The sequence below is a fragment of the Croceicoccus sp. YJ47 genome, assembly GCF_016745095.1.
Taxonomy (GTDB): domain Bacteria; phylum Pseudomonadota; class Alphaproteobacteria; order Sphingomonadales; family Sphingomonadaceae; genus Croceicoccus.
Genome location: NZ_CP067087.1, coordinates 3,004,216 through 3,016,656 on the forward strand (window position 1 = coordinate 3,004,216; position 12,441 = coordinate 3,016,656).

Consider the following 12,441-nt stretch of genomic DNA (forward strand, 5'->3'; position numbering starts at 1 on the left):
TTATCAGCCGACGGCGTGAAGAAACGTGTCGCCATTCTCCTCGCTTGCCTTGCGCTTGTGCTTCCGGCCACGGCGATCATCGCCGCCGGGAGCGTTTCCGCGCGGGTACAGATCGTCGACGAACGCGGTATGCCCGTGCGCGACGCGGTGGTGGAAATCACGCCGGCAGGGGGAGTGAGATCCCCGACCAATTTCGCGTGGCGCGCCGCCATGGCGCAAAAGGACCTTAAATTCACGCCCGGAACGCTTGTTGTCGCAAAGGGGGCCGTGGTGGCCTTTCCCAATCTCGACCGGGTCCGCCACAGCATCTACAGCTTTTCGCGGATCGCCCGTTTCGAAATCGAGCTTTACGGACGCGATCAGACGCGCACGCAGAAATTCGATATTGCCGGCGCGGCGGCGCTGGGCTGCAATATTCATGACGACATGCGCGGTTACGTGCGCGTGGTGGAAACGCCATTCGCGGCCAAGACGGATGCGAACGGTTTCGTCCATATCCCGGCCATTCCCAGCGGAAATGCCACCATGACGGTCTGGCATCCGCGCCTGCGGACGCCGGCCAATGAAATGAGCACAAGCGTTTCATTGAAGGGAGATTTCTCCCGAAAGATCCGGGTCCGCCTGCGGTGAGCGCGTTCGAGCGTATCGATTTCTTTCGCTTCGGTTCGTTGAAGTTGCGCATGACGGCGCTCTATGCCGCATTGTTCGCCGCGGTCCTCGCGGTAGTGCTTGCCATCGTGGGACAGGCAATCGACCGGTTCGCCGAAAACGCAGCGACACACGATCTGGCGGCGAACGCCCGCGTTTTCGAGGAAATTCTGGCCCTGCGCGCACGCCAGATGCGCAGTTCGAGCGAAGTTCTGTCCCGCGATTTCGGATTTCGCGAAGCGGTCGCCACCGCCGACCGGCCGACGCTCGCCAGCGCGCTCGACAGCCTCCGGGAACGGTCGGGAAGCCGCTCTGCCTTCGTCGTGGGGTACGATGCCTCGCTTGTCGGCTCGACGGGCGATGCCATGCCCGATCCGGCGGAATTGTGGAACGCGCTCGACAACGGGCAGGGCTATGGCGTGATCACGCAAGGAGGGCAGCTGGCGCTTGCCGCCGCGTCGCCGATCGAGGTGCCGGACCTCGTCGGCTGGCTGGTGGTGACGCAACCACTCGATCAGGCGGAATTGTCGCGCCTCGTCGATCTGGGCGCGATCGATCTGGGAGCGTCGGTGATGCGGCGGGCGCGACTTCCGCAGGCGATCGCGAACGCGCCGCCGGGCGAGGTTTTCGAGCGGGGCGAGGGCGAGCGCATGCTTTATCGCGTGTCGAATTTGCGCACGCTAGAGGATGACCTTCACCCGGTGCTCGTCCTGCAATATTCGCTGACCCGTTCGCTCGCGCAATATTCCTCCATTCGCTGGCTGCTCGCGGCGCTCGCCGGGGCCGGGCTTGCACTTGTAGTCGCACTGAGCTGGCGAGTGGCGAAGACCATCACCGCGCCGCTGCGCAAGCTGGATGAGGCGACCCGAATCATCAGCGCGGGCGAGCGGGTGGCGCTGTCGGTGGAAACCGACGACGAGATTGGCCGCCTGGCTGCGAGTTTCAACACCATGATCGAGGCGATAGAGGAGCGCGAAAAGCGGATCGTTCACGTCGGGCTTCACGACGGGCTCACCAACCTTCCGAACCGGAAATTATTTGCAGAGCAGCTGGCGCTCGCGCTTTCCCGCCGGAGGGAGAACCGGCAGGTCATGGTGATTTGCGCCGATCTCGACGATTTCAAGGCGGTCAACGAGACGCTCGGCCATCCGGCCGGCGATACCATGCTCGTCGAGCTTGCCCATACGCTGCGCCAGAGTCTGCCCAACGGCACCACGGCCCGCCTCGGGGGTGACGAATTCGCGATCATGATCGACGATATCGCGCCGGGGGAGAATCTCGATGCGCTCGCCCGCCGGGTACAGACGTGCTTTGCCAAGGATATCGAGATTGCCGGGCGGAAAACCGTTGCGACGGCGAGCCTCGGCATCGCGGTCGCGCCTGGCGACGGAGCAGACGGCGTAACGCTCATGAAGCATGCCGATCTCGCGCTCCATCGCGCGAAGAGCGGGGGGCGGGCCTGCCATCATTTCTTCGAACCCGCTCTCGATGAGCAGGCACGACACCGCCGCCAGATGGAACTCGACCTTCGCGACGCCATCGCGAACGGCGGATTTGAACTCCATTTTCAACCGCTCTACAGCCTGAGGGAAGACAGGCTGAAAGGTTTCGAGGCGCTGATCCGATGGAACCATCCGACGCGCGGAATGGTCGCTCCAGGCGATTTCATCGGACTGGCCGAAGAAACCGGGCTCATCATTGCCATCGGCGAATGGGTCGTTCACGAAGCATGTCGCCAGGCAAGCCAGTGGCCAGGCGATCTGTCTGTCGCCGTCAATATCTCACCCAGGCAATTCGCGGCGCCGGAGCTGATCGAACGGATCAAGGCGTCGATCGCCGCCACGGGAATCGCGCCGCGCAGGCTCGAACTGGAAATCACCGAAAGCATTTTCATCGCCGATGTCGAGACGACGCTGGCCGCGCTGCACGATCTCCGGCGGCTCGGCGTGCGGATCGCTCTCGATGATTTCGGGACGGGCTACTCGTCACTCGGCTATCTGCGATCCTTCCCCTTCGACAAGGTGAAAATTGATCGCAGTTTCGTGAACGACCTGACTGACGGTGGGAACGGCCATGCCATCATCCGGGCGATCACGACGCTCGCCGCCGCCTTGGGCATGGAAACGCTGGCGGAAGGAGTCGAAAATCGCAATCAGCTCGCGATTCTTCGGCGCGAGGGATGCGAAAGCATTCAAGGTTTCCTGCTCAGCCGGCCCATGCCTGTTTGCGACATGAAAGATTGGTTGAATAGGAGAAACGCGCGAAATTTTGTGACGGATATGCTCGACTGCGATGAACCGGCGATGATCCATGCGACGCAATGAGCCGGGAAAAAGCGAAGCTCACCATGCAAGTTGAATAAGGAAATGGTGGACGCACTAGGGCTCGAACCTAGGACCCGCTGATTAAGAGCCATGATCAGAGGGTCCTAGCGCGTCCGCATGGGTCCAAGAATGGCGGAAATCTGCGATTCATAGTCCGCATTGTTCTTGAAATGTTCGCCAGTATCCACTACAAAAAGCTACCTAAGGTAGCAGGTACATATGGCGAACAAAGTAGGTTTGACGGATGCGAAAATCGCAGGGCTGAAGGCGCCGACTGCGGGTCAGGTTGAGCTCGCCGATGGTATCGTACCCGGCCTTAGGCTCCGCATGGGTGCCAGTGGTATCAAGACGTACATTCTGCGCAAGCGGGTTCAGGGCAAATGGTTGAATGTGACAATCGGACGCCATGGGCCAAGCTTTACGCTGGCCCATGCCCGAAAGAAGGCGCGCGATCTGCTTGTCGATGTCGAGCAGGGCAAGAGCATCGCCAGAAAGGCGGGGGCAAAGAGAAAGGGATCAAAAGGGGTCGGGACAGTCGCGGAACTCTACGAGACGTACCTTGCTCAGCAGATCGAGGGCAAAAAGCGGAGCGCGAGGGAGTTCGATCGAGTGTTCCGAAAATACATCGAGCCCGAGATTGGAGACCGGCTCGCGGACTCCATTACCCGAAGTGACGTGAGCCGCTTCGTTGAGAAAATTGCGTTCGAGCGGGGCAAGGAAACCCTGACGATGGCGCGCATCGTGTATCGCCATCTTTCGACCTTCTACACGTGGGCGCTCACCAGACTTGAGCATATGCCAGCCAACCCCTGCCGAGATGCGTGGCGCCCGAAGCGGAATGAGCCTCGCGACCGTGTACTCAGCGACCGTGAGCTTGCTGCGCTGTGGCAATCTGCGGTCGAGGATGGCTATCCGTTCGGCCATCTCGTGCAGATGCTTATTCTTACGGCTCAACGCAGAGGTGAAGTGCTTGATGCGGCGTGCGATGAGTTCGACTTCAAGGCGAAAGTCTGGACAGTTCCGGGCGACCGAGCGAAAAACGGCAAAGCGAATGTGGTGCCGCTATCCGCCCAGGCCCTGGCAGTCATCACCGAGATATTCATGGCGGCTGGCATCGACCCTGACGATGCCCACAAGCAATCCCAGATCCTGTTGGCATCGAAGGTCACCAATACGAACAGCGTCAGCGGACTATCGAAGGCCTGGAAGCGCATCAGGGCAAGCGTGGACGAAAAGCTCGGCTATGAGGCCGGTCACTTCACAATGCATGATATTCGACGGACGGTGGCAACTGGTCTCCAGCGTCTTGGCATACCCTTGGTGGTTTCTGAGGCGGTGCTCAATCACCAGTCAGGATCAGCTATGGCTGGCGTCGCTGGCGTCTATCACCGTCACCAGTATACCAACGAGAAACGGGAGGCGTTGGCGCTGTGGGGTAAGGAGGTAATGCAGATTGCAGCCAAGTATCCAGTCGAAGTCAAAGTCGGCTAATCTCACAGGGGTTCGCAACCGCAACAAATCCGCCCAGCTAGAAACCGCAGGATGATGGGCCGTGCTATGGCCATCGTGGGTCGATCTTTAGAAACGCCATTGTCGAAGGACCTCTTGGACATATCCGGGCGTCTCGCCATTCCGGGGAATGCCGCCTGCGCGTTCCACTGCGCCGGGACCCGCATTGTAGGCAGCCACCGCGAGGTGAACCACGCCGAACCTGTCGAGCATCTGCCGCAGATACCGCGCCGCGCCGAAGATGTTGGCCATAGGATCGAAGCGATTGAAGACCCCGAGTTCTTTTGCCGTGGCTGGCATCAGCTGTCCAAGACCTGCGGCACCCGCCGGGCTGACGGCGAAGGGGTTATATCGAGATTCTGTCCATACGAGCGCATCGAGCAGGCCCGCGGGCAATGAGTACTTCGCTTCCGCAGCATAGATGTGGGGAAGGTAGCTTGCTCGCCTGAAGTCGGAGGGGCCAGGTTTGGCCTTGGGTTCGTATCTGTATGGCAGGTTCACCCGGCCATTTTGTGGTACAATGAGACCCGATGCCGGGCCGGCCTGACGGGATGACCACAGCCCGTGCTCGACCAGCTGGAAGCCGTTCGATGTTTCAGCAATTCGGATGCCTTCGGAGTGACTCGCGGGGGCTTCGATTGTGGCTGGCGCGGACAAATCCTGGGCTCTGGCGGAGGTAGCAGAGGTGATCGCGAAGCCTGCGACCAAGATAGCTTTCATTGTCATTTCTCGATCCTTCTATAGCCGAATCGAGTGAGAACATATATAGAACAGGCGGCGTAGGAAATTGGTTTGGCGCGAGTGCAGAGTGGAGGCTGCACGGGGAGGGCACCTCAACCGGAGAAGGTCGATGCCCCCGTTAGACAAACCTCATCAACTCGAACGCCGCGCCCGCGCGATCGTCGAAAGCCTTCAGGGTACATGGAGTCGGGGCAAAGGCATGTGCTGCTGCCCGGCGCATGATGACCGAACTCCCTCATTGAGCGTGACACTGGGAAGAAAGGCGATACTGTTTCATTGCTTCGCGGGATGCTCGAACGAGGAGGTCATAGCAGCACTGGACCGCCAGGGTGTTCGCAGCCGTGACCTGTTCGATGGCTCTAGTGCCGTGGTCGCTGATCGACAGGAAAATAGGGCCTTCGATTCCAACGCGCGGCGTTTGTGGCAATCGGCGACGGCGATCTCCGACAGCCCTGCCGAAGGATACCTCGCGCAGCGCGGGATCCTGCGTGCCTCTGATCAGCTCCGTTACCTCGAGCGCACGCCGCTCGGACCACGTGGCGCGGTCCAGTTCCTCCCTGCAATGTTGGCGAACGTCACGACTGACATCGGCACAATAGCGGTGCACAGGACGTTTATCGATACTGCGAGCGGCAAGTTGGCGGGTTTCGAGCGTCCCAAGCGTGCGCTGGGAAGCCTCAGCTGTGGTGCTGTCAGACTTGCCCCGCCAGCCGCGGGCCGGTTGGGCCTTGCCGAAGGTATCGAAAGCGCCCTGTCAGCCATGCAGCTGTTTGGGATTCCTTGCTGGGCAACGCTCGGGAACGAGCGGTTCGGCCTCGTCGCGATTCCCGAGAGTGTGCGCGAGCTCCACTTGTTCATCGACAATGATCCGGGAGGCGAGCTCGCGGATCAGCGCGCACGAAAGGCCTATTCTGCATCAGGCCGTGTGATCCACTCGCGAGCACCAGCGTCGACCGGTCTCGACTGGAACGATGAACTCAAGGCAAGGCTCGCTCGGCAAACCTGATCAGCGAGCCAGAGGGGAGGGGGCCTTCGGCTGATTGAGGCCTGCGAGGCGCAGGACCTCGTCAGGAGGTTTCCCATGTCCAACACTTCCCTCGCCTTCGCATTCGATCCACCATCTCCGCCGCTTGTCGTGACGGCAGCCAAAGCAATGGCGTTGCAATTGGCAGCAGGCAGCGCGCTTTCGCGCGGCGAAATCAACCGCATCATGACGGACCACTTCGGCGGAACCGATGCACTCGGGGCATGGTCAGTCCGTGATGCTCACGCTGCGCTCGAGCTGGCGCAGGTTCAACATCTGCAAGCATCAGATCAAGTCCAGCCCACGAGCCCGATCGACGAGGCGGAACAGTTCTTCTGCGGTCTCGATGCCCGAGTTCCGACCCAAACCAATCGCAGCGACGAGCAGATCGAATGGCAGCAGTTTGCAACGCCGCCGCGGTTGGCCTGGCTTGCCGCACGGGCCTGCGGACTGATGCTCAACGAGCTCGTGCTCGAGCCCTCGGCCGGAACGGGGATGCTTGCGGTCTGGGCCACCAAAGCCGGAGCCCGCCTAGTCCTGAACGAAATTTCACCGCTGCGCCGCGACTGCCTGACTGCGGTATTCCCGGATGCCCGCGTGACTGGACATGATGCCGAGCTGATCGACGAATTGCTCGATCCGGCCATCAGCCCCAGCGTCGTGCTGATGAACCCGCCCTATTCTCACGGGATCGAGCGGGGCCACGATGGCCGCACTGGGGCGAGGCATCTGCGATCGGCCTGGAACCGTCTGGCGTCCGGGGGGCGGCTTGTCGCGATCATGCCTGAATGGTTCGACTGCGTGCGGTTTTTGGCCGGGGCGAAAGGGCCAGTTTCGCTGAGGCTCAATGCCGCCGTCGAACGCGCGTTCGTCAGGCAGGGCACCGGCATTACCACGCGGCTGTTGGTCTTCGACAAGGTGGAAGACTCCAATGAGCCTGTCGCCATCCGCACAAACGACTTTCGCCAGCTGGTCGATCTTGTCGATGCTTTGCCGGCTCGCGCCAGCCTTGAGGCTGCGCGCGAGAAATCCAGCGTTCCGGCTCGTTCGCCGTTCCTTTTGGTCGCCGCACCGCGCAGGCAGCTGCCGATACCAACCAGGATCACGCCTCCAGCCTCCGCCATCGGGTCGCTCACCTACCAGTCGCTCGAAACCCCTGCGCGGCTTGCCCCTCAGGTTGGCCACTATCTGCCCTATCGCCCGAGCAGGATCGTGATCCATGGCGCGGCCGAGCATCCGACGCCGCTCGTCGAATCTGTTGCCATGGGGTCGATCGCCGCACCGATGCCCGAAGCGGTGCCGCAGCTGCCTGACGGGCTTATCGCCAAAGGACTGCTTTCGGCCGCCCAGGCAGAGACCTTGATCTATGCTGCAAGTGCCCATGGGCGCGATTTGCCTGGCCGGTTCGAGCCCGAGGACAAGGGCTGTTCGCTCGAGGCCTCGGCGGAAGGTCAGATATACCGACAGGGCTACTTCCTTGGGGACGGCACCGGCGCTGGTAAAGGACGCCAGGTCGCGAGCGTCATTCTCGATCGCTGGGTGCGCGGCGAGCGCCGCCATATCTGGATTTCGAAGAACGAGGCGCTGCTCGAAGACGCGCGCCGCGACTGGGCGGCCCTTGGCGGTTTGCCGATCGACATCCAGCCGCTGGCGTCCTGGAAGCTGGGTACCCCCATCGCAATGCGGGACGGCATTCTCTTCGTGACCTACTCGACCCTGCGGTCAGGTCGAACCGATGCGACCCGCCTCGCCCAGATCTTCGCCTGGGCGGGTGACGATTTCGACGGCGTGATCGTGTTCGACGAAGCGCACGCCATGGCCAACGCTGCCGGCGGTGAAGGATCGCGGGGCAAGGTCAAGGGATCGGAGCAAGGCATTGCGGGGGTACGTCTGCAGAACCTCCTGCCCCGGGCGCGCGTGCTCTATGCCTCTGCAACCGGTGCGTCCGACGTCAACAATCTGGCCTATGCGACGCGCCTCGGGCTCTGGGGTCCGGAGACCGCCTTCGCCAATCGCGAGGCCTTCGTTGCCGACATTCGCGATGGCGGCATCGCCGCAATGGAGCTGGTCGCGCGGGACCTCAAATCGCTCGGCCTCTACACCGCGCGTGCGCTCTCCTTTGCAGGCGTCGAATATGAAATCCTCGAGCATTGCCTGACCGAGGATCAGATCGCAGTCTATGACGCTTATGCTGATGCCTGGGCGATCATCCACGCCAACCTGCGCGACGCGCTGGAAGCCACGCGGATCGTCGACAGCGAGACCGGGGGCACGCTCAACTCCGGTGCCAAGTCCGCAGCGCTGTCGATCTTCGAGGGAACCAAGCAGCGCTTCTTCGCGCAGCTGCTTCTGTCGATGAAGCTCCCCAGCTTGCTGCCCGCGATCGATACGGCGATCGCCGATGGGCATGCCGTTGTCGTGCAACTCGTCTCGACGGCAGAGGCCATGCTCGACCGGCGACTTGCCGACCTGTCTGACGAGGAACGCGAAGCTCTCGAGATCGACCTCTCCCCGCGGGAATACGTGATCGACTATCTCGCCAAGAGCTTTCCTGTCCGCCTGATGGCGGTGTTCACCGACGAAAACGGCAATCCTCGCTCCGAGCCGATGAGCAACGAGCATGGTGCACCTGTACTCTGCCGCTCCGCGCTCGCCGCGCGCGAGCGGATGATCGAGCAGCTCTGCGCCTTGCCGCCGATCGCTACCGCGCTTGATGCCATCATCGAACGCTTCGGCCTTGACCAGGTGGCGGAAGTCACCGGCCGCACGCGCCGGCTGATCGTCGGACGCGATGGTCGTCAGAAGCTGCAGTCCCGTTCGCCACGCGCCAATGTGGCCGAAACTCAGGCGTTCATGGACGGCGCCAAGCGTATCCTGGTGTTCTCCGATGCCGGTGGAACCGGGCGCAGCTACCATGCCGATCTGGCCGCGAAGAACCAGGCCCGCCGCGTCCACTTCCTGCTCGAGCCGGGCTGGCGGGCTGACGCCGCAATTCAGGGGCTCGGGCGGACCAATCGCACCAATCAGGCGTCGGCGCCGCTGTTCAGACCGGTGACCACCGATGTGCGCGGCGAGCGCCGCTTCATCTCAACGATCGCCCGGCGCCTCGACAGCCTCGGCGCTCTGACCCGCGGGCAGCGCCAAACCGGCGGGCAGAACCTGTTCGATCCGGCCGACAATCTCGAAAGCATCTACGCCAAGGAAGCACTCCATCGCTGGTTCGGCCTGTTGTTTACCAGCAAGCTCGAAGCGGTAAGCCTCGGGCGCTTTCAGGAACTGACGGGCCTGCGGATCGAAGCTCCCGACGGCTCAATGGTCGACGACCTGCCGTCGATCCAGCGGTGGCTCAATCGCATCCTGGCGCTTCCTATCGCCCTGCAGAACGCGATCTTTGACGAGTTCATGGGGCTGGTCGAAGCGCGCATCGATGCCGCGCGGCAGGCCGGTACACTCGATCTCGGCCTGGAGACGATCGCAGTCGAGGAGTTCACGATCCTGTCGGACATGTTGCTGCGCACCGATCCGGCATCGGGCGCGACCACCCATCTGCTGGAACTGGAAATCGCCAGAGCCTTGAAGCCGCTCACGCTGAAGCGGCTAGAAGAGCTTCACGGCCTAACCGGGCAACGGCAGCGGCCGGTTCGAAACGCCCGCTCTGGTCGGGTCGCCCTACTTGTGCCCACCCGCAGTATTCTTGCCGATGACGGTACGCGCGTGGCCCGCTTCGAATTGCTGCGTCCCCTCAAGCGCAGCCACATCACCGAAGATCAGCTGGCGGAGAGCAGCTGGGAGGATGTCTCCCTCGACGATTTTCAAAATTCCTGGGTGACCGAGGTCGAAGAAGCCCGTTCTAGCCACAAACGCGAGCGCCTCTATCTTGCGACGGGCCTCCTGCTTCCGGTCTGGGACAAGCTCCCTTCGGATTTCGTGAGGGTGAGCCGCATCTCGGCAGCAGACGGCCGTTCGCTCCTCGGCCGCGAGGTTCCCGCCCATTGTGTGCCCGAACTGTGCCGAGCGCTGGGTCTGGAACGCGAGCAAACTCTTTCCGCCGACGACATTGTCCAGACCGTCCTGGCAACGGGCAGGGCCATGGAGTTCGCGGGCCGCGAGCTGCTCATGGTCAAGCGCAGCCTGGTCAATGGCTCACAGCGACTTGAACTCACGGGATGGAGTGCTGCTCGGCTCGACTGGTACAAGGCCCAAGGCTGCTTTACCGAGATCATTCGCTATCAGACGCGGCTCTTCGTACCGATCGAGGGCGCGGCGCGCGTGATTGCTAGACTGGCATCATCGGCATAGTTCCTTGCCAAATGGCATTATTCACCGTATATGATGCCATATGGAGAACTGCCATGCTGGCTCTGCAACCCGTTGATACTGCTGTTACCGCCTTCCGGCCCGATCCGATTACCCAGGACGAGGCAGCTGCCATGCTCCGGGCAGTCATCAATCTGTTCGGCAAGTGGGAGTTGACCGACGAGCAGGCGGCAACTTTGCTCGACATGCCTGTTCGATCCTATCGGCGCTGGAAGGCGGAAGGCCCCGGGCGGGTTTCGCGCGATGGGCGTGCGCGCCTCTCCAACCTGATGGGCATCCACAAGGCGCTTCGGATCATCTTCTCGGAGGCAACTCGTGGCTATTTCTGGATCAGGTCGGCCAACGATGCCTTTGGCGGATCCAGTGCGCTCGAAGTCATGCTCGGGGGCGAGCTCACCGATATTATGCGGGTGCGTCGCTACCTCGACGCCGAGCGTGGTGGCTGGTGAACGGAACGGCGGATATCCCCGTTTCTAGAGTTGAGTGGAAGGGCGCTGTTCGGATCATCCGGAGTGCCTTTCCGCCGATTGATCTGTTCGAGGACATCGCCGATCCAGCCGACTGGCCGCTGCTGATTTCGGCCGAGCAGAAGACCAATCCTCGCATCATGGCGACGATTGGCAATCTCGACCTGGTGCCGGTCAACCGCCGCGTCGGTGGAAGCGGAGCCTCCTACCTCATGGCGCCCTTCACTCATGTCAGCACTGACCGGCCGAGCCGCTTTACCGATGGCAGCTACGGCGTTCTCTACGTCGGGGACCGGTTCGAGACCGCGCTGTTCGAGACGATCCACCACCATGCTCGCTTTATGGCACGGACAAAGGAAGCGCCTGGCTGGACCTCGCAATTCCGGGAGATCGTCATGTCGGTAGATGCAGACTTGCATGATCTCCGAGTTCCGGCGGCGGAGCCAGGTCCGGCGCTTGATCCCGACAGCTATGCCGCATCTCAAGCGCTCGCGATGCACCTTAAGGGAGCGGGATCGGACGGGATTGCCTACCCGAGCATCAGGCATCACGGAGGAGAATGCGTCGCGCTCTTCTACCCCGACTGCGCATCAGATCCCTTGCAGGGGCGTCATCTCGACTATCACTGGGATGGGGAGCGGGTTGATCTGGTCCGTGATGTCGGTTCAGGGTCTGTTTTCCGCGTCGTCGATTTGCCGCCCGATCCTGTCTGACCGCATGAGTTGGCCTTCCGGCCTAGTAACGTAGGATCTTCGAGCGCAGCTGGCCGCTAGAGCGTTCATGCCTGCGCCCCAGCCTTCACGAGTTCGTGAAGCGCTCTGTCTGGCGAAACCGGCCCCTTGTACAGCGGGCTACATGGTGTTTCCGCTAGCTTGGCGGAGATTGCCAAGAGGTCGTCATCATCGCCCTTTTCGTATGCATAGGCGGCCAACCAGAATTCGGCCTGCTTAACGAACTCATTGAGGATGCCGACGACGCTCCGGTTCGCAGTCTTCGCGTACCGGACCTGGTCCATCCACCAGACTTCCTGAGCAATGAATTCAGATGAGACGCCGTGCTCCTTCAGGACCAGCGCCAATTGTGCGGGGAATCTTCGAGCAAGCGTGGCCGCTGGGGCCAGCGGCATAAGCACGGGAAGAAGCGTGCGCTCAGAAACCAGCAAAGCTAATTGCGGCTTCCAGAACAGGGCGGTGGCGTACCAGTTGCCCAGCGCCGTGTCGCTTTGCCCAGGCACAGCGACTTCCGGTTTGATCCGATCGAGTAGCTTCTTGGTGCAATGGAGGTGGAACATCAGAGCGGACGATAGTTTTCGGCGCTCAGTGAGTCCATCGACGCTAGTGGCCTTGCCATGGGGATGGCAATCTCCGCGACCGTAGCGGTTGCTTAGCCACATTTTTTGGGTCGTGTGAAA

The 12,441-nt window shown here is 61.8% G+C and carries 9 protein-coding genes; 7 read left to right on the top strand and 2 right to left on the bottom strand.

Translation table 11 applies throughout. The features are described 5' to 3' along the window. Positions 1–15: 15 nt before the first annotated feature. From JD971_RS14720 to JD971_RS14730, 3 genes are all read left to right on the top strand, one after another. A complete protein-coding gene (locus tag JD971_RS14720) occupies positions 16–630 on the top strand; it encodes a methylamine utilization protein (RefSeq protein WP_202084557.1) in 615 nt (204 codons plus the stop codon). After that, positions 627–2,972: a bifunctional diguanylate cyclase/phosphodiesterase gene (locus tag JD971_RS14725; protein ID WP_202084558.1), complete on the top strand. Its 2,346-nt coding sequence runs from the start codon at positions 627–629 to the stop codon at positions 2,970–2,972. The genes JD971_RS14720 and JD971_RS14725 overlap by 4 nt, the downstream gene beginning before the upstream one ends. 219 nt (positions 2,973–3,191) lie before the next feature. Beyond that, entirely contained in the window at positions 3,192–4,463 is a 1,272-nt protein-coding gene (locus tag JD971_RS14730) for a site-specific integrase (protein WP_202084559.1), read from the top strand. An 87-nt stretch (positions 4,464–4,550) separates the two neighbouring features. Here JD971_RS14730 and JD971_RS14735 read toward each other — a convergent pair whose 3' ends face one another. Next, positions 4,551–5,207 (bottom strand): lytic transglycosylase domain-containing protein, encoded by a 657-nt coding sequence (locus tag JD971_RS14735; RefSeq protein ID WP_101794850.1) that lies wholly within the window; start codon positions 5,205–5,207, stop codon positions 4,551–4,553. Between the two features lie 124 nt (positions 5,208–5,331). On the opposite strand from JD971_RS14735, the gene JD971_RS14740 reads away from it, so the two are divergent. The 4 genes from JD971_RS14740 (at position 5,332) to JD971_RS14755 (ending at position 11,743) form a co-directional block, all read left to right on the top strand. Then, positions 5,332–6,228, top strand: coding sequence for a toprim domain-containing protein (locus JD971_RS14740; protein WP_101794862.1), 897 nt, complete (start codon positions 5,332–5,334; stop codon positions 6,226–6,228). Between the two features lie 75 nt (positions 6,229–6,303). Then, positions 6,304–10,545 (top strand): bifunctional class I SAM-dependent methyltransferase/DEAD/DEAH box helicase, encoded by a 4,242-nt coding sequence (locus JD971_RS14745; protein WP_202084560.1) that lies wholly within the window; start codon positions 6,304–6,306, stop codon positions 10,543–10,545. 53 nt (positions 10,546–10,598) lie between these two features. Continuing rightward, positions 10,599–11,012, top strand: a complete 414-nt coding sequence (locus JD971_RS14750) for an MbcA/ParS/Xre antitoxin family protein (protein ID WP_202084562.1) — start codon at positions 10,599–10,601, stop codon at positions 11,010–11,012. Next, on the top strand, positions 11,009–11,743 hold the full coding sequence (locus tag JD971_RS14755; RefSeq protein ID WP_202084564.1) for an RES family NAD+ phosphorylase: 735 nt from the start codon (positions 11,009–11,011) through the stop codon (positions 11,741–11,743). Before JD971_RS14750 ends, JD971_RS14755 begins: the two co-directional genes overlap by 4 nt. A 65-nt stretch (positions 11,744–11,808) precedes the next feature. Here JD971_RS14755 and JD971_RS14760 read toward each other — a convergent pair whose 3' ends face one another. Further along, positions 11,809–12,423: a hypothetical protein gene (locus JD971_RS14760; protein WP_236672123.1), complete on the bottom strand. Its 615-nt coding sequence runs from the start codon at positions 12,421–12,423 to the stop codon at positions 11,809–11,811. Between the last annotated feature and the right edge of the window lie 18 nt (positions 12,424–12,441).